Source organism: Arthrobacter sp. Ha26 (genome assembly GCF_059091705.1).
In genome coordinates this window covers 17747-42689 of record NZ_JBNHGX010000010.1, presented here as the reverse complement: position 1 = coordinate 42689, position 24943 = coordinate 17747, and the positions used below count along the sequence as shown (strand labels likewise).

Annotated in this window: 19 protein-coding genes; 7 read left to right on the top strand and 12 right to left on the bottom strand. The window is 61.5% G+C overall.

Annotation, left to right across the window (positions count from 1 at the left end):
* Positions 1 to 108: 108 nt before the first annotated feature.
* On the bottom strand, positions 109 to 1407 hold the full coding sequence (locus AC5RVY_RS18650) for a CitMHS family transporter (protein ID WP_493956183.1): 1299 nt from the start codon (positions 1405 to 1407) through the stop codon (positions 109 to 111).
* Positions 1408 to 1636: 229 nt separating this feature from the next.
* Between AC5RVY_RS18650 and AC5RVY_RS18645 the strand changes: the two genes are divergently transcribed.
* Positions 1637 to 2062 carry a universal stress protein gene (locus tag AC5RVY_RS18645; RefSeq protein WP_493956182.1) on the top strand — a complete coding sequence of 142 codons (426 nt, stop codon included), beginning with the start codon at positions 1637 to 1639 and terminating at the stop codon, positions 2060 to 2062.
* 377 nt (positions 2063 to 2439) lie between these two features.
* Here the strand turns inward: AC5RVY_RS18645 and AC5RVY_RS18640 are convergent, their stop codons facing one another.
* Positions 2440 to 3228 (bottom strand): FadR/GntR family transcriptional regulator, encoded by a 789-nt coding sequence (locus AC5RVY_RS18640; RefSeq protein WP_493956181.1) that lies wholly within the window; start codon positions 3226 to 3228, stop codon positions 2440 to 2442.
* Positions 3218 to 3694 (bottom strand): ribonuclease E activity regulator RraA, encoded by a 477-nt coding sequence (gene rraA, locus AC5RVY_RS18635; RefSeq protein ID WP_493956180.1) that lies wholly within the window; start codon positions 3692 to 3694, stop codon positions 3218 to 3220. The genes AC5RVY_RS18640 and rraA overlap by 11 nt, the downstream gene beginning before the upstream one ends.
* A gap of 118 nt (positions 3695 to 3812) precedes the next feature.
* Between rraA and AC5RVY_RS18630 the strand changes: the two genes are divergently transcribed.
* A complete protein-coding gene (locus tag AC5RVY_RS18630; protein WP_493956179.1) occupies positions 3813 to 4034 on the top strand; it encodes a hypothetical protein in 222 nt (73 codons plus the stop codon).
* An 835-nt stretch (positions 4035 to 4869) separates the two neighbouring features.
* On the opposite strand, the gene AC5RVY_RS18625 is transcribed toward AC5RVY_RS18630, so the two are convergent.
* Entirely contained in the window at positions 4870 to 5616 is a 747-nt protein-coding gene (locus tag AC5RVY_RS18625) for a FadR/GntR family transcriptional regulator (RefSeq protein ID WP_493956178.1), read from the bottom strand.
* Between the two features lie 202 nt (positions 5617 to 5818).
* Here AC5RVY_RS18625 and AC5RVY_RS18620 point away from each other — a divergent pair, with 202 nt between their 5' ends.
* From AC5RVY_RS18620 to AC5RVY_RS18600, 5 genes are read left to right on the top strand one after another with little or no spacing between them, the layout of a single operon-like run.
* Positions 5819 to 7576: a dihydroxyacetone kinase family protein gene (locus tag AC5RVY_RS18620; RefSeq protein WP_493956177.1), complete on the top strand. Its 1758-nt coding sequence runs from the start codon at positions 5819 to 5821 to the stop codon at positions 7574 to 7576.
* A complete protein-coding gene (locus AC5RVY_RS18615; protein WP_493956176.1) occupies positions 7573 to 8043 on the top strand; it encodes a ribose-5-phosphate isomerase in 471 nt (156 codons plus the stop codon). Before AC5RVY_RS18620 ends, AC5RVY_RS18615 begins: the two co-directional genes overlap by 4 nt.
* Positions 8027 to 8848, top strand: coding sequence for a triose-phosphate isomerase family protein (locus tag AC5RVY_RS18610; RefSeq protein ID WP_493956175.1), 822 nt, complete (start codon positions 8027 to 8029; stop codon positions 8846 to 8848). Before AC5RVY_RS18615 ends, AC5RVY_RS18610 begins: the two co-directional genes overlap by 17 nt.
* 4 nt (positions 8849 to 8852) lie before the next feature.
* On the top strand, positions 8853 to 9683 hold the full coding sequence (locus tag AC5RVY_RS18605; RefSeq protein ID WP_493956174.1) for a sugar phosphate isomerase/epimerase family protein: 831 nt from the start codon (positions 8853 to 8855) through the stop codon (positions 9681 to 9683).
* Position 9684: 1 nt separating this feature from the next.
* Positions 9685 to 10545 carry a phosphogluconate dehydrogenase C-terminal domain-containing protein gene (locus AC5RVY_RS18600; RefSeq protein ID WP_493956173.1) on the top strand — a complete coding sequence of 287 codons (861 nt, stop codon included), beginning with the start codon at positions 9685 to 9687 and terminating at the stop codon, positions 10543 to 10545.
* 149 nt (positions 10546 to 10694) lie between these two features.
* On the opposite strand, the gene AC5RVY_RS18595 is transcribed toward AC5RVY_RS18600, so the two are convergent.
* The 8 genes from AC5RVY_RS18595 to AC5RVY_RS18560 form a co-directional block, all read right to left on the bottom strand.
* Positions 10695 to 11450 carry an SDR family NAD(P)-dependent oxidoreductase gene (locus AC5RVY_RS18595; RefSeq protein WP_493956172.1) on the bottom strand — a complete coding sequence of 252 codons (756 nt, stop codon included), beginning with the start codon at positions 11448 to 11450 and terminating at the stop codon, positions 10695 to 10697.
* 27 nt (positions 11451 to 11477) lie between these two features.
* Complete coding sequence (locus AC5RVY_RS18590) at positions 11478 to 13220, bottom strand: D-apionate lactonase family protein (RefSeq protein WP_493956171.1); 1743 nt, start codon at positions 13218 to 13220, stop codon at positions 11478 to 11480.
* Between the two features lie 313 nt (positions 13221 to 13533).
* Positions 13534 to 15279 (bottom strand): DUF5605 domain-containing protein, encoded by a 1746-nt coding sequence (locus tag AC5RVY_RS18585; RefSeq protein ID WP_493956170.1) that lies wholly within the window; start codon positions 15277 to 15279, stop codon positions 13534 to 13536.
* A gap of 124 nt (positions 15280 to 15403) precedes the next feature.
* Positions 15404 to 16837 (bottom strand): MFS transporter, encoded by a 1434-nt coding sequence (locus AC5RVY_RS18580; RefSeq protein WP_493956169.1) that lies wholly within the window; start codon positions 16835 to 16837, stop codon positions 15404 to 15406.
* 108 nt (positions 16838 to 16945) lie between these two features.
* The gene (locus tag AC5RVY_RS18575; protein ID WP_493956168.1) at positions 16946 to 19411 is read right to left on the bottom strand and encodes a glycoside hydrolase family 2 TIM barrel-domain containing protein; all 2466 of its coding nucleotides are present in this window, start codon (positions 19409 to 19411) and stop codon (positions 16946 to 16948) included.
* A gap of 90 nt (positions 19412 to 19501) precedes the next feature.
* Positions 19502 to 21028: a glycoside hydrolase family 43 protein gene (locus AC5RVY_RS18570; RefSeq protein ID WP_493956167.1), complete on the bottom strand. Its 1527-nt coding sequence runs from the start codon at positions 21026 to 21028 to the stop codon at positions 19502 to 19504.
* Between the two features lie 115 nt (positions 21029 to 21143).
* A complete protein-coding gene (locus AC5RVY_RS18565; protein ID WP_493956166.1) occupies positions 21144 to 23993 on the bottom strand; it encodes a family 78 glycoside hydrolase catalytic domain in 2850 nt (949 codons plus the stop codon).
* 91 nt (positions 23994 to 24084) lie between these two features.
* Positions 24085 to 24942: an ATP-binding cassette domain-containing protein gene (locus tag AC5RVY_RS18560; protein WP_493948621.1), complete on the bottom strand. Its 858-nt coding sequence runs from the start codon at positions 24940 to 24942 to the stop codon at positions 24085 to 24087.
* Position 24943 lies beyond the last annotated feature (1 nt).

Genomic DNA, 24943 nt, shown 5'->3' with positions numbered 1-24943 from the left:
ATGCCGTCACCGTTCAGGACGGCCAGCTGGTACTGCTTGGATTCAGTCACGGGTTTTTCCTTTTCTTGATATCCAGGTCTCTTTGACGGACCAGGAGACTAGGGGCGGTCAGAGACCGAGGTTGATTGCTCCGGTGAGGAGCTGGAAGGCGATGAAGGCAAGAGAACCCAGGATGATCCAGAGGATGGAGAACCGCTGGAATTCACCCAGCTCCTTCTTGAGTAGGCCCAGGAGGACCCACAGTGGTGCCGAGGCCGGGCCGATCATGTGCGAAATCTGTCCCACTACGCCTGCTCGTGCGATCTCGTTGGCGTGGATGCCGTACTGGGCCGCGGATTCGGACAGGACGGGGAGGATGCCGAAGAAGAAGGCGTCGTTGGACATAAAGAAGCCGAGGGGAATCGCGATGATGGCGGTGAACAGCGGGAGCAGCCCGCCCATGGAAGTCGGAACGACACTCAACAGCGAATCGGCCATGGCCTGGACCATTCCGGAATCCGAGAGGATGCCCGTGAAGACACCTGCGGCGAGGACAAGCATCACGACGGGAACAGCACTGGCGGCGTGGCGCTTGATGAGCTCCCCCTGGGTGTGGAGCTTGGGGTAGTTGAGAACCAGGGCGACCACGAAGGCGCCAATGAAGAGAACCACCAGTGGTGCAACACCGGTGATCAGCAGGACCAGGAGCAGGACTGTAAGGCCGGCGTTCACCCAGGTACGCCACGTGGCGCGTTCCCCGCCGTGATGCTCACCGCTCTTGATTTCTGCGGCAAGTTCGGCCACGGCGGCCGCATCAGCGTGCTTGCGCTGGGTCAGCCCCAGGACGTAGGCGACAACGAGAACAAAAACTGAAGTCAACGCGAGGGAGGGGATGAGGCTGACAAAGTACTCGGTGGCGTCCAGTTCCAGCACGCTGATCGCCCGCGTAGCTGCTCCACCCCAGGGTGTGGAACCTGAAATGAGTCCAAGTGACATGGCCGCAACGGTGGCGATAACCAGCGGGTTGATCCCGAGGCGCTTGTAGATCGGGAGAAAGGCGGAGCAGATGATCATGTAGCTGGTGGTGCCGTCACCGTCCAGCGCCACCACGAGGGACAACACGGCTGTACCCACGCAGATACGCACCGGATCGCCCTTGGACAGACCAAGGATTAATTTCGAAATCGGGTCAAAGAGCTTCGCGTCCATCATGATGCCGAAATAGAGCACCGCGAACAGCAGCAGGACAGCTGTGGGAGCGACAGTTTCCAGACCGCTTAGGACCATGTCGCCGAGTTGCGGGCCGAAGCCCGCTATGACGGCGAAGAGAACAGGTGCGCTAATGATGGCCACAAAAGCTGTGGCCCACCTGCGCATGACCGCGACCATAAATGACGCGAGCGTAGCGAATCCGTAGACGGCGAGCATCGTTACTCCTAGGTAATGAGGGAAGGGTTCCCTGACGGCGACTCTGGCGTGCCGGGTCCTTGCGGCGAACCCGGTCCCTCAACCTCTGGGGTTCGGGCACGACAATGACGGTAGACTTAAAGTGGTCGACCAGTCAAGCCAAGTGGTCAAGTGGTCGACCACTATGGGAAACTTGAGCATTAGTTCCATCCGAAGCACTTCTACAAGACCAACCCGAGGGAGACAAAGCATGCCTGGAGTAATAGTTGTAGGCGTCGACGGGAGCGAGACCGCTTTCAGGGCAGCGGAACGTGCGCGTGACCTGGCAACTGCTCTCAGCAGCAGCCTGCACGTGGTGACGGCCTACGACGACGACCGTACCGTGGTCTTCGGAACTGGCAGCGACCAACGAGTCGTATCGAACGAAGATAACGCCGAGCAAGTCGCCAAGGACGCGGCGGTCAAACTAAGTTCAGGTGCGCTGCAGGTAGCCTACTGGGCCGTGAAAGGGACACCTTCACAGGCGCTGATTGGACATGCAGAAAAGTTCGACGCCGAAATCATCGTGGTAGGAAACAAGCGGCTCCAAGGCATCGGGCGGGTGCTGGGCAGTGTCGCAAGCAACGTCGCGCATAATGCGCCTTGCGACGTTCACATCGTCAAGACCACCGGTTAAGCAACCGGGAAATCCAAAGCTTCCGGCGCCGGCAGGCGAAATCGCAACACGCTCCCGAAGGACGGGGCCGGCGCCGGAAACCTGCTCGCTTTGAGATCTGGAGCCTTGATGCTGACGGCAGCGCAGCGACCAGAGCTTTCGATCACCTATCGAATCGCCCTAGGAACTCTTCGGCCAGTTGCGTCCAACCTTCGGCGGTCACGGAGTCGTGGATGACACTCACGGCGAAAGCGAGGTCGTCGGTATCATCAGGGTTCCAGTCAAACTGTCGGCACAAATCTTGAGGTCCGTACCCTCTTGGTCCCAGTAGAGTGCGAACGTCTTCATTTGTTCAAGGGCGGCGAAGCGGCCTGGCTTCCCCGCCCAGAGCAGCATCTCTACTGGCTGTCGTTTGATTTAAGTGTTGCCATTAGTCGGCCGCTGGCGGCGTCCATGTGCTCAGCCATGGAGCCAGAGGCGCCCGTTTCGTCACCGGCAAGAATCGCCTCATACACGGGAACGTGTTCTCCGTGGGAGCCGGTGAATGATGTTTCCGCATCCATAACGCGGTGGATCCACACGCGCAAGAGAGCCGCGATGTTCTTGAGCATGTTTGCAAGAACTATGTTCCCCGAAGCGTCCGCAACAGCCAGATGGAAGTCCACGTCTGCAGTGACGAAGTCTTCCGTGGTTTTGGCAGCCCCCATTGCGTCCAGGGCCTTCTTGATCCGCTTCAGGTCAGCTTCGGTTCTACGTGTGGCAGCGAGGCCGGCGGTTACGCGTTCGATGTGCTGACGCGCTTCCACAAGGTCGGAGGTCCTGCGCTCTCCCAGCATGAGCCCCCATTCGATCACCCTGGGCAACAATTCGGAATTGGCATCCCGGAGAAAGGTCCCCCCGCCATGGCGAAACTCCACCAGCCCCAGCAGCCCCAGGGATTTGATGCCCTCGCGGACCACCGAGCGGCCGACGCCAAAGGACTCACTCAGTTGACGTTCCGAAGGCAGCTTCTCACCAGGGGCGACCTGGCCCGAGAAGATGTAATCCAGCAATGCCTTCGCAACCTCGGACGACGCAGGTTCAGGGTGGACCACCGTAACTGGCTTGAGGCCTGTCACCGGAGGTGCGGCCCGCTTGCGGCGTGTTGCGCGTGCTGCTGGTTCAGTAGCGGCTGGGTCAGCGGTCAACGAGAACTCCGTCCGGGTCGCAGTAGACCATGGCGCCTGGCTTGACAGTGACACCATCAAGTGTCAGCTCAACATCGGCCTCGCCGGCGCCGGTCTTCGTACTTTTTCGAGGATTGCTGCCCAATGCTTTCACGCCCAAGGGAAGGCGCGAAATCGCCTCGCGGTCCCGGATCGCTCCGTTAATCACGACGCCCGCCCAACCGTTGGAGACGGCAATTTCAGCAATCGTGTCCCCCATCAGCGCCCTTGAAAGGGAACCGCCGCCATCGACGACCAGGACTGCGCCGTCACCCGGCGTGGAAACCACCGACTTAAGCAGCGCGTTGTCTTCAAAACACCTGACCGTTCGAGCCGGCCCCTGGAAGTGCGTCCTGCCCCCCAGCGACTGGAATTGGATGGCAATGGACTGGATGTCTTCGCCGCGCTCATCGTAGAGATCAGCGGTGTTGACGGTCTCGGATGTCATGAAAAATCCCCTTTGAGTCTTTTAGCCATGGTACCTTCAAAATGCCAAAGTGGTCGACCACCTAAGCATTTTTTGCTCTCTGCCCGTCAGGACGAACCACCTCGAAAGGACCCTAATTATGAAGGCCACCCGTGTCGTCGCCACTTTCCACGTCAAATGTCAAAGTGAAATGCACGCCAGGCTGGACGCCGCCGTCGCAGCTGCACACCTTGAAGCACTCGGCTCCGGGCGCCAAGGGGTGCTCGTGACCCGCCATGAGTTTGACCGGTTTTCGGTCTCGCTGTCCCGTGACGTGCCGTTCCGTCTTACTCGTGAACAAGACCAAGCAAGCCGACACTGAGCGACACGTCCCGGCTTTTCGAAACTCTGATACAAGGACCGACTATGAACAAACCTCCCGCAGAAGCAGCCTCGGATGATCTTCCAGGCACATCAGCGTTTCGTGAGCAGCGGGATTGGGCTATGCTCCGTCGAGGCCAGGCTGTAGAACTACGCCGCGGCAACACCCTCATCCGACGTGGGACTGTGGATGACCTAACGCCAGACGCGACAATGCTTTGGCTCTCGCACCACGGGGCTGAAAATCGGGAGATCATCCACCCTGGAGACGGATACCAGTTATGGGTAGCTTCCAGCACAGGGCCTCAGGATCGCCCTTCCGTGGACGACTGAAGCGGGCATCTCATTCCCTTGCCTATGGCTTCGAGCAAGCCCAGCCATGCCCCTTTCGGACGAGATACCCGTCAACCTTGGTTGTTCGCACGGCCACCGGCTCCAACAGAGGCGAAGCATTGGACTAAGTCTTTCTAGCTCGGTGACTTCGCTGCTAGCAAGCAAACACCGGCATGATCGATAACAATCCTGAAGGATGGGACACATCCTCGCAGAGGAGTTCACACTCATACTCTCCGCCAAAGCCTAAGTCCGGAGAACCCCACGCGGAGCGGGACTGTGTCAGGCTGGGGCACACCCCAACCTGACAATTTCGCGGTTGGTCTTGACTTCTTTCTGAGAGAAGCCTGGAACTCAACCTGACGGGTTCAAGGTTGGAGGCGATCAGTGGCCGGACAGCGGTTGGAGTATTGGTTTATAGGCTTTTTGCACTCTGCGGAGGACTCCCTAGCAAAAGAGGGGCTGATTTCCTGCCGTGGTTGTCCACGACAACTTGCGCGAGGCTACTGCGAAGCGTCTAATCCCAACAGCAGCCTGTGGGATGCAGTCTTCATGTGGGAGCGCATTGAAAGTGATACTGCTGCTGTATCCCGCGACTTCAGGGCGGCGTAAATCTCGTTATGCTCCTTGAGCGCGGCGGTGGCGTGGCCTTCGTCGGTGAGCGCTCTGTCTACCCAGATCCGCAGTAGCGATCGGATGCTCTGCAGCAGCTCCTGCAGCACCTGGTTGCCCGAGCCCTCAGCAATTTCCCGATGGAAGGCGGCATCCGCCTCAACGAAGGCGGCCAGGTCGTCGAGGTTGGCCGTCATGGCGTCAAGGTGGCCCTGCATCCTTTCGAGCGCTTCGTCGGTCATGCGCTCGGCCGCAAGCTGCGCCGCTTGGACCTCTAGGCCGCTGCGCAGTTCCACGAGCTCGCGGGTGCGTGGCGCACCGAGCATCATGCCCCAGCTCAGAGTTCGCGGCAGCAGTTCGGAAATCCCGTCGCGCAGATAGGTTCCAGAGCCAGGCCGGACCACTACGATGCCCAAGATCTCCAGCGCTGCCAGTGCTTCCCGGACGGCGGAACGGCCCACTCCCAGCGATGCCGAGAGTTGGCGCTCGGCGGGCAGTCGGGTTCCGGGGGCGATGTCCCCGCTGGTGAAGTATGCAAGCAGTCGCTCGGCCACTTCCGACACGACGGAGCCTTGGCTTACGGAGCCAAGTGCCTCGCTGATCTTGGCCGTTGACAGGGCAGAGGAGTTGAGGGACACCCTCTAAGCGTAACAACGCGCTCTCTTCTTTCGGGTCCATTTCCTCACCATTCATCAACCGGTTGACCAATTTGTTTTCCATTCGTATGGTGGAACCCATAGAACTAAGCCCATGGTCCCCGGTCGCGTTCCCTCCATACTCGGGCACGCCAAACCGGCCACCGGATCACTACTTCCCTTAGTTAGGCCCAGGAGCTTTCCCATGACCCGTCTCTTCAACGAACCCACAGCCTTCGCTGACGAAATGATCCAAGGCTTTGTCGCCTCCCACGGCCGCTGGGTCAAGCGCGTCTCCGGCGGCGTGGTCCGCAACACCAAAAGCACCCCGGACACCGTGGCGCTGGTAATCGGCGGCGGCTCCGGCCACTACCCCGCGTTCGCCGGGCTGGTGGGCCAAGGCCTGGCTCACGGCGCGGCGATGGGAAACCTTTTCGCGTCGCCGTCCGCGCAGCAGGTCTACAACGTGGCCAAGGCCGCGGACAACGGCGGCGGGGTCTTGCTGGGCTACGGCAACTATGCCGGAGACGTCCTGCACTTCACCCAAGCACAAGAGCGCCTGCGCCGGGAAGACATCGACTGCCGCAGCATTGCAGTGACCGACGACGTCTCCTCCGCCCCGCTGGCCGAGCGCACCAAGCGCCGCGGCATCGCCGGAGATCTGACCGTTTTCAAGGTGGCTGCGGCGGCCGCTGAGGCTGGCTACTCCATGGACGACGTCGTCGCTCTCGCCGAGCGTGCGAACGACCGTACGCGCTCCTTCGGCGTGGCCTTTACCGGCTGCACTTTGCCGGGCGCCGAGCACCCGTTGTTCTCCGTCCCCGAGGGCCGGATGGCGGTGGGAATGGGCATCCACGGCGAGCCGGGCATCGATGAAACAGACATCCCGACTGCGGATGAGCTCGCGGAACTGCTCGTGTCCAAGCTCCTCACCGAGGTCCCCGAGGGGGTCGCTTCCGAAGGTGCCCGTGTGGTTCCCATCCTCAACGGCCTGGGCAGCGTGAAATATGAAGAGCTCTTCGTGGTTTACCGCCGGGTTGCCCAACTCCTGGCCGAAGCAGGCCTGGAAGCGGTGGACCCCCAGGTGGGCGAGCTGGTCACCAGCTTCGACATGGCCGGCACTTCCATGACCCTGTTCTGGCTCGATGACGAACTCGAGACCCTCTGGAATGCACCCGCCGACGCACCCGCCTTCCGCCGCGGTGCAGTGACCGCCGCCGCGCTGGAGGCAAGCGACGCGGCCACCGCGTATGCAGAATCAGCCGACGTCGAATTGTCCATCCCCGATGCAACCGCTGATTCCCGCGCCACCGCCGCCCGGGTCGTGGCCGCACTGGAGGCGGCGAAGGCAGTGGTGGATGCGAACGCCGAGGAGCTGGGCCGGATCGATGCGATCGCCGGCGACGGCGACCACGGCATCGGCATGGAGCGCGGCGTCCGCGCAGCGGTCGAAGCCGCGACCGACGCCGTCGGACGCGGGGCAGGAGCGGCAACCACCCTCTACGTCGCCGGTGACGCCTGGGCCGATAAAGCCGGCGGGACCTCCGGGGCCCTCTGGGGCATGGCCCTGCGGGCGATCGGTGATGCTCTCGGTAACACCTACAAGCCGGACGCCGATGCTGTTGCCACCGGAGTCGCCCAGGCCGCCGCGGCGATCATGGAGTTCGGCAAAGCCAAGCCCGGCGACAAAACCCTCGTCGACGTCCTGGTCCCGTTCCGCGATGCCCTCACCTCAGAGGTAGTTGCCGGGAAGCCTCTCACGGAAGCCTGGGGGGCCGCGGCCTTAACCGCCCAGGAAGCCGCCGACGCCACGGCCCGCCTGCTCCCCCTGATAGGCCGGGCCCGACCGCATGCCGAAAAGAGCCTGGGAACCCCGGACGCGGGAGCCGTGTCCATGGCCCTGATCATCCGTGCCATCCACACCACCCTCATCGAGAACACCCTTATGAAGGAGAAAGCATGAGCGCCAAACTGCGCCTGGTCATTGGAGCCGATGACGCCGGATTTGAATACAAGGAAGCCCTGAAGGCGGACCTGGAGGCCTCCGACCTTGTGGAATCAGTCCAGGATGTCGGGGTTGACGCTTTCAGCCACACCCCGTACCCGTCCGTGGCCATCGCCGCCGCCGAACTGATCGCCGCCGGCAAGGCCGACCGAGCCTTGCTGGTCTGCGGCACCGGCCTTGGTGTCGCCATCGCGGCGAACAAGGTCCCCGGCGTACGTGCCGTCACCGCCCACGACAGCTTCTCCGTGGAACGCTCAGTCCTGAGCAACAACGCCCAGATCCTGACCTTCGGCCAGCGCGTCGTCGGCCTGGAGCTTGCCCGCAGGCTTGCCAGGGAATGGCTCACCTACACCTTCGACGAAACCTCCGCCTCTGCGGAAAAAGTCACCCTGATTAAGGACTATGAAGGTGTCACTTCCTGCTAAGAACCCTGTGGCCAGCGCCGGACGCACTCCGCCGAAGGCCATCATCGGGGTCAGCCTGAAGATGTACTTCGGCTACCAGCGTTCGGTGGATTACTGCCGCGACGTCGCGGCCATCGCCCTCGCACACCCGGCGGTCCAGAGCGGTGAGATCGAGCTCTTCGTCCTGCCCACCATCCCGGCGCTGCCCGAGGGCGCCCGGATCCTGCGCCCTGCCCGTGCTGGCACAGGCGCCCAGGACATTTTCTGGGAAGACGAAGGCGCGTTCACCGGCGAAGTCGGCGGCAAAACGGTGGCTGAACTCGGTGGCCGCTACGCCGAGATCGGCCACGCGGAACGCCGGCGGATCTTCGGAGAGGACGACACCGTCATCGGGCTGAAGACCGCCGCAGCCTATCGTAACGGTCTCACCCCCGTGCTCTGCGTCGGGGAACTGCAGCAGGGATCCGTGGAGGAAGCCGTCACCCGCTGCTCCGCGGAAATCGACGCGGCCCTGAACCGTGCCCAGTCGCTGGCACCGGCCGGCCGGACCATCGTCGCCTACGAACCGCAGTGGGCCATCGGCGCCCCCGAGCCCGCTACACCGGAGTACATCAGCGCCGTCATCACCGGGTTGGACGCACACTTGCGCGCCCTGCCCGGCCAGGAGGACAGCCGGGTGATCTACGGCGGTAGTGCCGGGCCCGGCCTGATCACCCAACTGGACGCCGCCGTCGTCGGCCTATTCCTGGGCCGGTTCGCGCATGACCCCCAGGCGCTGAAGACCATCCTGGACGAGACCGCCGCACGCCTCGCCGCGCGGAGGTGACGGTATGACCAGCACCGGGCAAAGCAGGATCGAAGCGGGTTCAAGAATTGGATTAAGCAGCTATGCCTTCTTCTGGCAGCTCTCGGACAAGGTCTCCGCCCCGCTCAGCATCCACGATGTGCTGGAGCGGACCGCGGAACTGGGCGTGGACCTTTTCCAGGTCTGCGACTACGCTCCGCTGGAAGCTATGGCGGACTCCGAACTGGAAGACGTCCGGGGCACCGCGGACCGGCTGGGAATCTCGCTGGAGCTCGGCACCAAGGGCATTCGCCCCCGGCACCTGCGGAAGTTCCTGCATATCGCCGGGATCCTGGGCTCACCCCTGCTGCGGACCATGTTCAACACCCCCGGGCATACGCCCACGAATGAGGAGGCGGTGGGGATCTTCACAGAAGTCCTGCCCGAGTTCGAAGCCGCGGGAGTGAAGATCGCGGTGGAGACCTACGAGCAGGTGCCCACCTCCCGGATCGTGGATGTGATCCGCGGCGTAGACAGCCCGTACCTGGGCATCTGCAGTGACCCCGCCAACACTGTCGCGGCCCTGGAGATGCCCCGAGAGGTGATCGACGCCGTCGCGCCTTATGTCCTGAACATGCACGTCAAAGACTTCGCATTCAGCCGCAAGGACGGGTGGGTCGGCTTCACGTACGCCGGCGCCCCGCTCGGCGAAGGCCTGCTCGACTACGACTACATGATCAGCACCATCAAGCCCCACCAGAGAAACATCAACCAAATCGTCGAACACTGGCTGCCCTGGCAGGACTCCGAGCCCAGCACCATCCGCCTCGAAAACCAGTGGACTCGGCACAACATCGAATTCCTAAGGAGCAAATGAAATGTCAGCAGAAAAATTGAGCGTCGCCGTCATCGGAGCCGGAGGCAAAATGGGAATGCGCGTTTCCCGGAACCTCCAGAAGAGCGCCCACACCGTCTTCTACAGCGAGAACTCCCCCGCCGGTCAGGAGCGTATCCAGGCTGAAGGGCGTGAGATCACCGCCACCGATGACGCCGTCAAAGGCGCTGACGTGGTTATCCTCGCGGTCCCGGACACCGTCCTCGGCGTTGTGTCCGAAGGCGTTGTTCCCCAGATGAAGGCAGGTGCCATCCTGCTTACCCTGGACCCGGCCGCCGCGTACGCCGGCCTGCTGGCAAAGCGCGAAGACGTTGTCCAGGCCGTTGCGCACCCCTGCCACCCCTCGGTGTTCCTCGAGCGGACCACCAAGGAAGAATGGGCTGACACGTTCGGCGGTGAAGGCGCCCCCCAGAACGTGGTCGCCGCCATCGACGACGACGCCTCCGCGGAAACCAAGGCAGCCGCTGAGGCCGTCATGCGCACCATCTACTCCCCCGTCATCGACGTGCACTGGGTCACCGTCTATCAGCTCGCTGTCCTTGAGCCCACCCTGGTGGAGACCGTGGCCTGCATGATCGGCACCCTCTTGAACGAGGCGCTGCACGAAACCGTCCACACCGTCGGTGTTCCCGAGGAAGCTGCCAAGGCCATGCTGTTCGGCCACGTCCAGATCGCCCTCACCAACGCCCTGCGGGGCTCCAACCCGTTCTCCGAGGCCTGCGAAATCGCCATCCAGTACGGCAAGGACACCATCATCAAGGACGACTGGAAGAAGATCTTCTACGACTCTGAACTGGACAACGTCATTGCCAAGATGCTCAAGCTCGAGGTAGTCAAGCGGTAGTGAGCGTTTAGGGCAGGGCTTTTGCCACTGCAACACTGTTTAGGGATGCACCCTGCTTAGCTGCAAGGAAAGCTCCCAACCCCACGGGTTGGGAGCTTTCCTTGTTCGGATTCGCTACTTAAACGAGCTAAGCGAGCGCTCTGGGGCTGTCATAGCGCCGTGAGACCGCCGTCGACGGTGAAGAGACCCCCTGTGGCGTACGCTGATTCGTCGCTGGCGAGGTAGACCATGATGCCTTCGACATCGGCGGCGGTGCCGGCCCGTCCGAGCATGGTCGAGTTGACCAGGCCAGCGCGGCTGGCAGGGTCGTCGGCGATAGTTTGCACGAGGGGTGTCTCGGTGTATCCGGGGACTACGGTGTTCACCCGGATGCCTTCTTCGGCGTAGTCCGCGGCTACAACCCGGGCCAGCCCGTGAACACCGGCTTTCGAACTGGAATAAGCGGTGAAGGTTTGACCGCAAGCTACGACTGCGGTCGGGCTGCCAGTGCAGATTATGGACCCTCCCCTGCCCTGCAGGGCCCGCACTGCGTGCTTCAGGGTCAGGAAGGCACCGCGATGGTTGACCGCAACCGTTTTTTCCCAGACTTCCAAGGGCAGGTCTCCCACTTTGGCGTCCTGCCCGAAAAGTTGGACGCCGGCGTTGGCCACAACTATGTCCAGGGCTCCGTCGGCTGCGACTCTGGCATAGGCGGCTTCCACACTCTTCTCGTCGGATATATCAATTGGCAGTGGGGTCGCCAGGTCGCTGCCTGTCGCTCGGGCTGCTTTCGCGGCGGCTTCCAAGTTAATATCGGCGAAGTAGACGCGGGCACTTTCTGCCGTGAACCGCTGCGCTACAGCCAGGCCGATGCCGGATCCTGCGCCGGTGACCAGAGCGGTTTTGCCTGCAAGCCTATTGGACATCGTGTTGCTCTCTTTCTTGTTTTTGAGTCAGCTGAGGGGCCGGGTGATTGCCGACCACGGTGAAATATCAACAGTCTTCGGGTAGCCGTTTTCAATTTTGACCGCGGTGGTCAGCGGCTGTGCAGTGAGGTTGGCGGCGAACAGCACCACATCGGTTCCCGATGCCACCGGGTAGAGCACGAGGCCGGGAACGTCACCGTCGACGTGCAGGACGTCAGCACCGCGCAGGATGGCCAGTTTGGCCACGATATCGAACGCAGGTGTAGTGGTTCCTTCTGCGGTGATCAGACCTCGGGGGCCGCTGGCTTCGAAGTAGGTGATGGATTCGACGTTTGGCACGGTGAGGGCGTTAATGCTGCCAAGCAGCCAAGCAGCGGTGAACTCATCCGCCTGCAGCGGGTCAGTCGTCATGACTTCTAAGGTGGCGGGGTCGTATGCGCCTCGGGTTGAGACGGCGTTGAAGCGTGCCTTGAGCGTCACGGGGCCTACGTGCAGAGGTTTTCCGGATCCGAGCCGGAGGGCGTTCAACGCTGTCAGCCGTTGAATGGGCAGGCTTTCAACGATATGCGGCACTTCGATGGCGTGCATTTGCGGCGTGATGCTGTACGTGATCTCGTCGGCGTCGGGCTGGATGGAGTCCGGTCGACGGTTGAGCTCTGTGAAGTGGGAACGTGCGCCGGCGAGTAGAGTGCCGGTGAATCCACGGCTTTTTGCCGTAGCTTGCAACTGCTGCCATAACTCTGGCTCGGTAACGTGCACTTTGGAGCTGAAGGCTCCTATCCGGACCACCCTGTCCAGAGGCAGGAGGTCCACGATCGAGCGGATCTCTTCGCTTGCTTCCGCGACGATCCGCACATCAAGCGCAGTGTCCAGCTCCTGGGCCTGTCGTCCCGCCTGGGCCATCAGTTCTGCGGCCCAGGCGAGATCCTTGCCCGGAACTTCAACAGTCAGGGGGGCAAGGCCTGGCACTGAGGGAAGTCTGATCGCTGATGTGGATGCGGCAGTGCCCAGGGCGGGCACGCATCCGCGGGCTTGCTTCCGTACGGTCAGCATCTCGGGTATGGACGGCCGTGGTGAGGTGGTTGTGTTTGCCGTCGAGGGTTGGGCGCTGAGCCGTATGCTCTGCTGAGTTCGGTCGCCGGCCTGCACCTTGACGGGGAACGGCCGGGAAAGCGGCGTGCTGTAGGTCTTGAAAGAAGCGTCGGTCCAGTTTCGCTGGTCTTCGGTTTCGAAGACGTCTCCGGCGAAGTCCAGCCGGAAGGCGGTGCCGTCCCGTTTCCAGTTCATGGCGGCGATATCCGTGAAGGCTTGGTGCGGGCCGATGTCCGTGGGGAAGGCACCTTGGAACGCAGTGCAATCCGGCGACGTGACGGTGATGTCCTGACCGGCGTCATCGGGCCTATGAAGAACTACGAGGCCTATGCGGTTGCCGCTGAAATCCTCGGTCGCAGTGCCATCGAAGGACACACAAAGATCGTTCTCGGATGCCTGGAGACTCAGCTTTGCCGTGTATTCGTAGCCGAAACCGCTAAATCGGATAGCGAGGGTTTTAGTGAACGTTGTCCCGTCCTGGGAGTCGGTAACAGATTCGACTTCGGGGGTGAGGGTTCTCCAGTCATGGTCTCGGACAACTGCCCGGATGGCCCTGAGGACGGGGCGGTCGCGGTATTCAATTTCTGCGAACTCGTCCCCGCGCAGCTGCAGTCGCCAGGGTCCGTGGGCGATTGTCTGGGCTGGCGCAAGGAGCCTCGAGATATTCTCGTCAAGCATTTGTCAGGCTTTCTGATTTGGACGGTAGGGCCGTCGGGCGGGGCAGATCGGCCGCCTCGGACTTTCATGCTCCTTTACTGCAGGCCGCCGCGGTGGGTTTGGCAGTTGGAGCTTAGTCACGAATTTCATGGCAACTTCTGGTCGGCCGGGCAGCGGTAGTAGGGAACGGAGCGTGCCAAATTTTCGGATGTTAGAGGATATCCGGGAGCATAAGGAGCCTTATGATGTCCGCAAGCTCTTCATTGCGCCGTTCCGCTGGCAATTCCCGGCCTCCGCGAGGGTGGAGGCCGGGAAGAGCTGCATTCAAAGTTGGTTATTGGTCCGCGTCCAATAACCTCAGCCGGACCGCCATCCATGGGCGCACCGGGAGTTCGATCCGTTCCCTTCCGGTGAAGGTGCCCGGGAGCGTCTCGACGGTCATCGCCCAGGTGTCGATCAGATCGATGATGCCCGTTCGGCCCGCCGGTACTTCGATGGTCTTGTACCTGTTTTGACTAAAGCCCTGGTAGGAGATCTCATACTCCCCCTCAACCCCGCCGACGGGGGTCGGGTCCATCCTGCTGGAGATCGGTTCCAGGCGCTTTGTGGGTGATTCGCTAACGAGTTGGTCGAGGAAAGCCAACCGTTCGGAGCTCTGACCCACCATTCGTCCGCCTTTTGCCCACCAAATCACGTCGTGATCGTCGTAATACGTTTCGCCGTGGGTGTAGTGGCCGCCGCGCAGAGTGGTCTCCCACGCTCTGCGGACTACCTCCTGGGGTGAGAGGCTTCCCCACTCGTATTCCAGGTCTCCCTCATATCCGATCTCGTCAAGCACAACAGGCTTGCCCCATTTTTCGCGGAAGTCGGGGACCAACTCGGCCGTTTTGTAGTAGTCCACTTTCTGGATGCTGCAGTGGGTAGCCCAATCGGCTGTGTAGTCGTAGATGCGGGTTCCGTTGTGGATGGAGAGCAGATGAGCGGCATGGTCTTCCTCAACAACAATACGGGCGAAACGTTCCCAGTCCTCCGGCCGTTTAGTGGTCACGAAGTCGTATTCGTTGGCTAGTGACCACCATACGTTGGGGATGCCTGCCAGCCTTCTTACGACGTAGCGCAGGTACCTGTCGTCTGCTGCTTTGCCGAGATCTTGAAATCCCCACCGGTCGTAGGGGTGAAACAGAATTACGTCTGCTTGAATCCCAAGTTCGGCGAGGTCCCTAATCCGGTTTTCGAAGTGCTGAAAGAACTCCGGATTGAACCGGCTGGTGTCCCAGCCCTCGCCGTCCCGCTGGAAAGGGTAGAATTCTGGCTCATTGTCATTGAAGACGAAAGCCTTCGGGAAAACACACATCCTGACTTTGGTGAACGGGCCCGCTTTAAGGGTTTCCAGGGTCTGCTGCTGGAGTTGCTGGCTTTGATGGGTCCACGCGTAGAGGGTGGTACCGATTGGCCTAAATACGTCGCCGTTGGCGTACTCGAAATGGAAGGTCTCAGCAACCCCGACTTTTCCGGATTCCTGAGAGGGTTCAACAGCGATTTCTCCCGCGTGTCCATCGAGCGACCGGCTCGTAGAAACGGTACGAAAACGCCAGATGCCGGGCCGTTCTGGCAAAAAGCGAATGACATAACGCCCGCGGCCATCATAAAAACCCCCAACGCGGATTTCGTGGCCGTTGAGGTCGAAGAGCGCGTGAAGTTCGACGTCGGTGAACGGATTGGCATGCGAGGGTCCGTGAAGGAGGATTTCCAGCGATGCGTTGACCTGTCCCGTAGCGGGAGCGATGATACGCGCCGAAGCGATGGGAACATCTGGGCCTTCGTAGTCCGGGTCCGGAACGAGGGGCGGTTGTTCAATTCTCTCCGATAGGGGGATGCCCGAGATTTGCTGCCATAACTGCTTTTGCTGGTCCTCCCGCAACCGAAACACAGTGGCTAGGGCGCCAATTGGAAGATCGATCGCTCCCCCGAACTTATCGGGATTCTGTACGACTTCGGGAAGTGCCTGACCGAGCGCACTGCGCCCTGATTCATGCTCCAGAATGGTGCGTGTCCTTGTGTACTCGTCCATGAACGCCATGGGATCGTCCTCTCGGTAGGGAAGTAGGGGTGAGATGCTGTGGGGTGCGGCTGCGAAAATATGCGTAGTGGTGAGCTGTTGGGTTTTGGAGGGAAGTTCTGTTATCTGGATCTGGTAGGACACCTCAGTCTTTTCTACGCCGTGACCAGATGAGGTGGAGAGGAGGCCGGTCACCCTCGTCTTCGCGGTCGGTCCTGTCGTAAATTTGAGGTCCGCGACCATGCTCGTGCCTGCGCCCAGAGAGTTCAGAGCCGCATTCGCTCTCGTCACCGTCGGTTCCTTCCGGGGAAATGAGCGAGCCCAGTGGTCTGGCCAACCTGCGCCGGGCGCGGCGAATGCACACTTCCCATGAGACTGACGCGAGCAGGGCCAGACACATGGCGGTCGCGGCCCAGTAGGGTAAGGACTCAAGGGAGGTCTCTTCCAGCACCAGCCCTCCCAGGAAAGCTCCACCGCCTATCCCGACATTGAATGCTGTGGTTTGGAGCGCAGCTGCCAAGTTGCGGACACGGTGAGAGGCTGTCCACATCATGCGGGTCTGGAGCATAACGGGGATGCCGCCAAAGACAGCCCCCATCAGGATTATGAGAATCCATACCACCAGTTCTGTTCCCGACTCTGCACCAAAGGGCATCGCGAACAGAATGATGATCAGCGCCGCCAACGCGCCGATGAACAATCGGACCGGGAATCGACTGTAGAGTGCCCCGACTACGGCGACGCCCGCCGCGCTGGCGATTCCGGAGGCCAGGAGGATGGGGGGTATACCGGCTGGCGCAATGTAAGCGACGTCGAGTAACCAGACCACGCTGTAGGTACCAAATCCGTTTTGGGCGACGACGACAAGGAGGATGAGTAGGCAAACCATCAGGACGGAGGTCAGCGTTCTGTCCCTGAGTACAGGATTAGCATCTTTGGTTTCTGCCTTCGACGCAACCGGCGCGGAAACGGGTGGGAGGAACCTGAACATCAGTAAGAGGACCAGCAACAGAAGGCCGGTAAGCGCCGCAAAGGAGGTTCGCCACCCAAAAGCTTGGCCCAAGGCGTTCCCCAGCGGTATTCCCAGCACTCCGGAAAGAGAACCACCGGATGCCGTTATGGCCATCGCCCGTCCAAGCTGTGAGGGGAGAACGAGGTGCGCCGGGTAGGCGGCCACAACCGACCAGAACGCGCCGTGGCCAAGGGCACCAACCATGCGCGCTGCCAGAAGCATCTCGAATGTTGGCGATAGCACGACCATCACGTTCGCCGCCCCGATCAAGGCGAAGGAACCTAACGCCATCGTCTTGCCCGGAATCCGACGGGTGAGGATGGCTAGGGGCGCCGCCGTCAAGACGACAGTCAGCGCGAAAACTGTGATCAGGTTGCCCACTTCGGATGCAGAGCGTTCAAAATCCGTTGCGATCTGGGGGATAAGCCCTCCCGGCAGAAATTCCGTGGCCATGGAAATAAAGATGGCTATGGAGAGTAGGAGCAAACCTCCTAAAGGAAAGCGTTCCTGCTTCATGGCAGTTTCAAAGCCGCTGCTCTCTCGACTATTTTTCGCGGTTGATGACATTTTGGGTTCCTCGCCACAGTCAGATGCATATTTCTGCCGCGAAGATGTGCGGATCAGTGGCTCCGGAGGCGGAACCTGGCCATGAATTAGGGGTGCTGGCGATTGCGGTCAATTTAGGCCCGGGCTGAGGGCACTGTCTTGTGGTGGCTTCACTGTGATTTGCCGGTGCACGTCGTGGAGATCCGGAGAGGATACGGTTACCTCGATGACGCCGGCGGCGGTCGGTCGGATGATTGCCAGCGCCCTGCCGTCGAATGTTGTGCACCTGCTGGTGTTGAAACTTTCGGTGCCGACGGGACGTGCGCTTCCAAGTCCTTGCAGGATTCCGGGTCCCGTGATCTGCACGGAAACTTCCCAGTCGGCGTTGGTAGCGAGATTGCCGGAAGGGTCACGGAGTTCCAGCGCGACGAAGGCCAGATCCGTCTCATTGGCGGTTAGCTGGTCCCGGTCGGTTGTCACTGTCAATGCGGGTTCGGTTGCAGTCGTCAGCGCTGTGCGGCTTCGTTCCGCTCCGTTGTCATACGCAACGGCGGTGAGTGTTCCCGGCTGATAAGGGACAGTGAACAGGGCGCGGTAGTGGTTTGCCGGCCCGGTTTGCGTTCGTCCGACGGATACCCCGTCGAGAAGGAGTTCGACCTCGTCGGCGTCGCTGTAGATTTCCACTTCCATTGGCGTTCCTGGCGGCACTGCCCAGGTCCAGCTCGAGATGGTGTCAGTCCATGCCCACTGCATCTCCAGACGGCGCTTGCTGCGGTGTTCGGGACGGAAGACGGCGAGGTACGGTTCTTTGCGGAGCCCGTACACGATCTCCCGGTAGTAGGAGGCGGGGCGACGGTATCCTGTGATGTCGATGTCGCCGCACCAGGCGAGCAGCCATGGGTAGTCGGGGTCGCCGCCGCCGGCTGCCCCCTCCTTGTCTGTGTAGTCCGTCCTTCCCAGACCGACCTCGCCGAGGTAGTCCCAGCCAGTCCAGGTGAAATCTCCGATGACATAGGGGAGCTCCTCAACCAGGCCCCAGATGATGTCGGTCTGGCGCGGGTTGGTTTCTGTGCCCAGCACGACCCGGTTGGGGAACAGGGCGCCGTCGGTTTTGTAGCGCTGCTCGGCGTAATTGAGCCCCGCTACGTCGACGGCAGCATGTGATTCGGCCGTCCGTTGTGTGACGAGGTCCGAGGTCGTGATGCGATCGAAGATGTCGGTCATCGCGTTCATCACGTCGTTGACGCCCCGGGCTTCCAAGGATGACACTTCCGCGACGAATTCTTCGAGAATCTCTCCGCTGACGGCCCAGAAGCTGCTGACAGCATTTGTTGTGTAGCGGGTGTCATCCAGGGAGCGGATTTTATCGGTGATCCGGCGCCCCCAGAGGGCACCGTTGCCGGACCCGGCTTCGGGCACCTCGTTCGCGATGGAGTACATGATGACGCTGGGGTGGTTGAAGGCCTTTGTCACCATCGCTTCAATGTCCCGCTCCCACCATTCGGGGAAATCGAGCGAGTAATCAAAGGCTTTCATGCCCTCGAACCACATGTCGAAAGCTTCGTCCACGACCAGCATCCCGAGCCGGTCGCAGGCATCGAGCATGGCGGAACTGGCCGTGTTGTGTGAGCTGCGGATCGCGTTGAAGCCTGCAGACTTCAGGATCTCTATCCGCCGCTCTTCAGCCCGTCCGATAGCAGCTGCGCCGAGCAGCCCGTTGTCGTGGTGGATGCAGGCACCACGGAGCTTTAACGTTTTCCCGTTGATACGCAGACCGTGATGCGGATCGAGCTGAAGCTTCCGGATGCCGAACGCGACGGTGGTTTGATCCTGCTCCTGATTGATCCCGAATAACGTTATCCGCGCCCGGTACAGGTGAGGCTGGTCCGTATTCCAGAGCTGCGGTTGCGCGACGTAGAGACGCTGCCGGACCGTTGTTGATGCCTGCGGCGCGATGGAGACGACGCTCTGCTCGTGGTTCACGATCTGCCCGTGCTCGTCGCAGACTTCCGTCCGTAGCGTCACTTCACGGGTGCGGCGGTCATCGCTGCGAATGGAGGTGGAGATGCTGATGAGAGCCCCGTCGTCGTCGATATCCGGTGTCGTGACGCGTACTCCGTTGACAGGGATATGCACCAAGGGGCTGACGATGAGAGTGACGTCCCGGTGAATGCCGAGGCCGGAGTACCACCTCGAGTCCTGGTGGGCGCGGGCTTCAACCCGGATGGTATTCGCTTCCCCGTGGCGCAGATGAGCGTCGAGGGCAAGTATGAAGGGTGTGTACCCGTTGCGGTGTTGACCGGCGAAGGAGCCGTTGACGAACACCATGGCGTCCCGGTAAACGGCCTGGAATTCAATCGAGACGCATCTGTTTCGCCAGTCTTCGGGTACATCGAAGGTCTTGGTGTATTCGACGACGCCCCCGGGGAAGTACGCCGTTGATGCTCCCTCGCTGTCCGTTGCTGATCGTGGAAACTCGATCATCGCATCGTGGGGAAGCGTGACCGGTTTGCCGGAGTTTCGGCTGCCCACGACGTCCGTGAAGCTGCTGACCTTCGGTTTCACTGACCAGTCGGTGTTGAAGGGGATCTTCACCAGGAATTCCTTGTCTTTTGAGTTTGTCGTGGTTGGTGAGGAACTGGGTGGGTGCGTTCTGGCAAAGCAGGAATCCGGGACGGCTGGAGTCTAGTCCGGATGCCCTTGGTAGGACACTGAGTGGATGACTGCCGGGTCTGCGTTTGCGGCGACGGCGAGCACCCTGCCAGTGAATCCCGAAGCTACTTCCGTGGACAGGTACCGTCCGTCAAGGCGGGCAAGTTCACGGGCCATGCCGCCGTCGATGAGCGAGAGGATCACTTCGTCGGGGCCGGCGTCGCCGACGGGTACGGGAGCGGAGGACGGTGGGACCACGTCGATGCGGAAGGTGACGGTGTTCGTTGCGGCGGGAATCTCGGCGAGGTCCTGCTGCACTCCCCCGATCCTGGCCTGGGCTCTTACCCGTCCCGCCTCCAGGGAGAGCCCGTACCAGTGCCGGTCATCGAGGCGCAGGAGGAATCGCCCTGATCCGGTAAGGACAGCTTCGGCAGTCCATTGCAGGTCCCGCACCCGTGTACACAGCAGCCCTGCCCCACCTGATGCAGGGGGAAGGATCGTTATCCCCCCGCTTTCCGCCAGCTGAGCGGTCGTGGCCGGTTCGCCTCCAGGGACGATCCACCGCATATCCAGTTCGGAGGATGTGAAATCGTCAAAGAAGTCGGTGGACATGACCGGAACGTCGAAGCGGTCCTCGACGAAGACGGGCCACCCATCATCCCATTCAATTCCGGCGAGGAATGTCTCACGCCCCAGAACGTGGAACCCTGGAGTGGATCCGCGGGGACGGACACCGAGATATACAGCGGCCCATTTCCCTTGCGGGGTGAGGACCAGGTCAGCGTGCCCCACGTTCTGCACAGGGTGGACCGTGCTGCGGCGGCTGAAGACCGGGTTGGACGGGCACGATTCGAAGGGACCCTGGGGGGAAGTGCTTCTAGCCATGGTGATGCAGTGGCCGCGTTCAGTGCCCCCTTCAGCCAGGCTGAGATACCAGTAGTCACCTATCTGGTAGAGGTGCGGACCTTCCGCTGCAGGGAGCCCGCTGCCTTGCCACAACGGGTAATCTGGGGCGGTGAAACGCCCCGTGGCGAGGTCAAGCGGTGCTTGCCGGATGCTTTGTTCACCCGTGGTGAAGTCCAGGGCATGCCAGGTGAGGTAGCACTGGCCCGTATCGTCCCAGCAAAGGTCAGGGTCAATTCCGATTGCTTCCGGGATGTGGATCGGTTCGCTCCACTCGCCGGCAGGGTCGGCGGTATGAACAATAAGCTGTCCCGCGTCGTAGTCACTGACATTCGTCGTGATGAACCAGAACCGGCCCTCCCGGTGCCGCAGAGTAGACCCGTAGATGCCGGCAGAAGGCTTTCCGTCGCCGCGGCGGAACTGACTGCGCCGCGTCAGGATGTTTCCGATTGGCGTCCACTCCACGAGGTCCTTGCTGTGGAAGATCGGCGCGCCCGGGAAATACTCGAAACTTGAGTGCGCCAGATAATAATCGCCGCCCACACGGCAGATCGTGGGATCCGGGTAGAACCCGGAAACGATGGGGTGCTCCGATCCGCTTCGAGAAAACAACGCATTGGAGGATCGCTGTGCTGGGTTGGTTGCTGGCTGTGTCATGGTCTTTGGGCGTGCGTGAGCGCGGTGTCGGCGGCGTGGGAGAGTAACGTGCGGTCAAGGCGGAAGGCATAAGTCAGTCGGGTACGGCAATCATCGTTGCGCAGGCTCATGATCCTTAGTCTCTTCCTGTCATGCGGTCGCCGGAGCCCGGAGATTGTGCGGCGCTCCAATCGAGGAGATCCTTGAGCCCTTTGCGGAACAGTTCGATGCCGTTTTGACGCTCATCAGGAGTGAGGGCTTGGCCGGTGAAGCTGGCAGGTGCATCGAGGTAGGGAGTGAGTTGTTGTGCCAGTTGCACATCATCAGTGGCGATCCCGGTCTCGACGGCAAGATCACCCAGGAGCTTCCACACTGTCGAATCATCAAGAACATCGCGGATCGTCTGGAGGCGTGACGGCTCCTTGGGCCACGTTCCAAGGTCAGGTGTTGACCACCGGTGATCGCCATGGCCGACGGTGATTACCTCGGACGTGAAGGGCAGGTACACCCGGGCAGTTGTTCCCACAGGTACCTGTAGGTCAACGTCGATTTGGCCGTCATGCCGCTCCCACCGGATGGTTGCCGGACCGTATGGTGTCACATGGCTGGCGGAGGCCCAGTCAAGGTTTGCCGGGGGCAGCGGGCGCACCTCGATGTCCCGGTACCCCGGAGACAGTGGAGCCAGGCCTGCAACTGAACGGTGCAGGAAGTCAGCGATGGCACCCAAGGCGTAGTGGTTGAATGAGGTCATCTCGCCGGGATTGATGGTTCCGTCGGGCCGCATGCTGTCCCATCGTTCCCAGATGGTTGTAGCTCCCATGGTCACCGGGTAAAGCCATGACGGGCATTCAGTTTGCAGCAGGAGGCGATGGGCGACGTCGTGATGGCCGGTTGAGGCGAGTGCGTCGCAAATGAGCGGGGTGCCGACAAAGCCGGTACTGATGCGGAAACCTGAGCCTCGGACAAGGTCGGCAAGCCGTTCACCGGCAGTCTTCCGTTGACGCTCTGTCGTCAGGAGGCCCCATTCCAGAGCCAGTGCGTATGCGGTGGCCGAATCCGAAATCACCAAACCGGCAGCTGTGACAAACCGGGACGCGAAGGCGGCCCGGACGCTGTCCGCAAGAAGGGTGTATTTTTCGGCATCGTCATCTCGGTCGAGGAGCCGAGCAGTCGTTGCGATGATTGTCGCCGAGCGGGCGAAGTGGGCTGTCGCCACGAGGTCAGGGTCTGTTTGTCCGCGCCCTGGTGCTTCAGGTGGTGCTGTGGGATCCAGCCAATCGCCGTATTGGAAACCACCCGACCACACGAAATCGTTTCCGGCAGCGTCAGCGACCTTGTTAACCCACGCTTTCATGCTGTCATACTGGCGCTCCAAAGCGCCGACATCGCCGGTGCGCTGGTAGAGCGTCCACGGTACGAAAGTGGCGGCGTCGCCCCAGGCCGCGGCCGGCAGCCAGGACAACGCTGTTTCCACCACCGGCACTACGTGCGGGACAGCCCCGTCAGCCCGTTGCTCGCAGGCCAGGTCGGCAAGCCATGATGACAACAACCCTGCGGTGTCAAAGAGGAAGGACGCTGTCGGAGCGAAAATTTGGATATCTCCAGTCCACCCCAGCCGCTCGTCCCGCTGCGGGCAGTCGATAGGAACGTCAATGAAGTTCCCGCGCATGCTCCAAACGACGTTCTGGTGCAGCCGGTCCACGAGTTCATGGGAGGTGCTAAATGTTCCCGTCGGGGCAAGATCGGATCCAATAACGACAAGTTGGACATCCTCAGCCTGCACGTCTTGTACTCCCTGTATTTCCGCGTAGCGGAAACCGTGGAAAGTGAACTCCGGCTCGAGGAGTTCCTCCGGTGCGCCAGCGACCTGGTAGGTGTCCGTGGCGGCGGCCGTGCGAAGCGGCCGAAGCGCCAATTCGTCACCCTCCAGCACCTCAGCGTGGCGGATCACTACGTCCGCACCTGCTTCCAGATTCCGTACCTTTAGCCGGACCCAGCCGACGGCGTTCTGGCCGAAGTCCACCATCGCATGTCCGCTGGGCGCTGACCATACGCGCACCGCCGGCAGTACTTCTGACTGGCGGACAGGTGGTCCGTCCGGGGCCACGAGGCGGGCGAGGTCTTCTTCGAGGACTTCCACCGGGTAACTGGTTGAAGTTGTGCCGATACGACGCAGATCGGTGTGTTGCCCGTCGTAAAGGTCATCTGCCAGGATTTCGCTCTCACGTGCTGTCCATGAGCCGTCGGTCCCAAGAACCTGAGTTGTACCGTCAGCTGTCGTCACCTCGAGCTGGGCCAATAGCGCGAGCCGGTCGCCGTAGATCGCACGTTCGCCTTCGTAGCCGAGCCGCCCACGGTACCACCCGTTGCCGAGTTTCACGTCAAGGGTGTTCACGCCGGGATTGATGTGGCCGGAGACATCGTAGACCTGGTACCGAAGGCGGTGGCTGTAGGACGTCCACCCCGGTGTAAGGAGCTCGTCGCCCACGCGCTTTCCATTGAGCGTCGCCGTGTAGAGCCCGTGAGCCGTGATGTACAGGCGCGCGGAGATGACCGGCCCGGGCACGTCGAGTGAGCCGGTAAGGATGGGCGCGGGCGTGCCTTTCCCGCCAATGGTTGTCGGGCTGATGAAACTCCCCTGCCAGTCGGAGGGATTAAACAGCCCGGCTTCCACGGTCCGGGTTTCGCTCCAGTCGCTCCAGTAATCACCGTTGGCCACTCTGACGCGGACAGTTGCCGATTCCCTGGATAGCAGGGGGTGGCCCGGCCACTGAACAAGGGTCTGGTCTGCTCCGGGAAGGGTGTAGGTGGAGGCGAGTCCCCCGTGGTCCGTTATTTCCACCTGGGCTGCAGTTTGCTCATAGCCTGGCGCGGCGCGTGGGACGTACCAGGAAATTCGTGGGGTTGCCGTCCCGATGCCCAGCACGGTTCCTGCATCAGTGCGGTGTTCGAAGCGAGGCGCGGTTGGCGTTTCAGCCCATGTCATAGGTACTCCAGAGGTGTTGACCCGGGCAGGTAGGTGTCACCGGGGGTGGGGCGCAGCTACGGCGCCCTTGGTTGTTACTGGCCAGGAACAGTCAGACGGTGGATGCCGCGGGTGTCCCGAGCTCAAGGGTGGGGTGTTCAGCCAGGTACTTCACGCGCGCTTGCCTGCGTTCACGTTGCTTGATGGGGTCTGCTACGGGAGCTGCCATCTGCAGCCGCCGGGTGTAGTCGTGCCGCGGTTCCATGGTGACCTGTTCGGCCTCCCCGAGTTCGACGATGCGGCCTTGGTAGAGGACAGCGATCCGGTCGCTGACGTGGCGGACCACGCCGAGGTCGTGACTGATGAACAGGTACGCCACACCCGTTTCCTGCTGGATATCTTCCAGGAGCGTCAGCACTCGTGCCTGGGTTGTTACGTCCAGGGCGCTGGTGGGCTCATCGCAGACAATGACGGAGGGTTCCAACGCCAGAGCTCTTGCGATGGCGATCCTCTGTCGTTGGCCACCCGAAAATTCTCTGGGGTATCGTTGGCCGGCGTCAGCGGGCAGGCCGACGCTGTCCAGGAGTCCTTTGACCTTGTCCTTTCCGCCGGAGACGCCGGCAGCGGCCATCGGTTCAACAATGATGTCCTCAACCGTCATGGACGGATTGAGTGAGGAGTAGGGGTCTTGAAAGATCACCTGAACGTTGCGGGCGAGCTTGCGTCGGCGGCTTCGTGAGACGTTGCTGATGGTCTCGCCGCGGAACGTGATTTCCCCGCTGCTGACCGGAGCCAGACCGAGGATGGCCCGTCCAATGGTGGTCTTGCCCGAACCCGACTCACCGACGAGGCTGAGGGTCTCCCCGGCGTGCAGGTCGAAGGAAACACCGTCAATGACGGTGGTTTGCAGTCCGCGGCGGCCCGAGAAGCGCACGACGAGGTTTTGCACCTGCAGGAGTGCTTCCGACATG

What these genes read in the sequence shown, in the direction of transcription:
- AC5RVY_RS18570 (WP_493956167.1), bottom strand. Translation starts at nt 21,028, where the DNA reads ATGACACAGCCAGCAACCAACCCAGCACAGCGATCCTCCAATGCGTTG.
- AC5RVY_RS18620 (WP_493956177.1), top strand. Translation starts at nt 5,819, where the DNA reads ATGACCCGTCTCTTCAACGAACCCACAGCCTTCGCTGACGAAATGATC.
- AC5RVY_RS18605 (WP_493956174.1), top strand. Translation starts at nt 8,853, where the DNA reads ATGACCAGCACCGGGCAAAGCAGGATCGAAGCGGGTTCAAGAATTGGA.
- AC5RVY_RS18650 (WP_493956183.1), bottom strand. Translation starts at nt 1,407, where the DNA reads ATGCTCGCCGTCTACGGATTCGCTACGCTCGCGTCATTTATGGTCGCG.
- AC5RVY_RS18630 (WP_493956179.1), top strand. Translation starts at nt 3,813, where the DNA reads ATGAAGGCCACCCGTGTCGTCGCCACTTTCCACGTCAAATGTCAAAGT.
- AC5RVY_RS18580 (WP_493956169.1), bottom strand. Translation starts at nt 16,837, where the DNA reads ATGTCATCAACCGCGAAAAATAGTCGAGAGAGCAGCGGCTTTGAAACT.
- AC5RVY_RS18595 (WP_493956172.1), bottom strand. Translation starts at nt 11,450, where the DNA reads ATGTCCAATAGGCTTGCAGGCAAAACCGCTCTGGTCACCGGCGCAGGA.
- rraA (WP_493956180.1), bottom strand. Translation starts at nt 3,694, where the DNA reads ATGACATCCGAGACCGTCAACACCGCTGATCTCTACGATGAGCGCGGC.
- AC5RVY_RS18590 (WP_493956171.1), bottom strand. Translation starts at nt 13,220, where the DNA reads ATGCTTGACGAGAATATCTCGAGGCTCCTTGCGCCAGCCCAGACAATC.
- AC5RVY_RS18600 (WP_493956173.1), top strand. Translation starts at nt 9,685, where the DNA reads ATGTCAGCAGAAAAATTGAGCGTCGCCGTCATCGGAGCCGGAGGCAAA.
- AC5RVY_RS18585 (WP_493956170.1), bottom strand. Translation starts at nt 15,279, where the DNA reads ATGGCGTTCATGGACGAGTACACAAGGACACGCACCATTCTGGAGCAT.
- AC5RVY_RS18560 (WP_493948621.1), bottom strand. Translation starts at nt 24,942, where the DNA reads ATGTCGGAAGCACTCCTGCAGGTGCAAAACCTCGTCGTGCGCTTCTCG.
- AC5RVY_RS18615 (WP_493956176.1), top strand. Translation starts at nt 7,573, where the DNA reads ATGAGCGCCAAACTGCGCCTGGTCATTGGAGCCGATGACGCCGGATTT.
- AC5RVY_RS18565 (WP_493956166.1), bottom strand. Translation starts at nt 23,993, where the DNA reads ATGACATGGGCTGAAACGCCAACCGCGCCTCGCTTCGAACACCGCACT.
- AC5RVY_RS18645 (WP_493956182.1), top strand. Translation starts at nt 1,637, where the DNA reads ATGCCTGGAGTAATAGTTGTAGGCGTCGACGGGAGCGAGACCGCTTTC.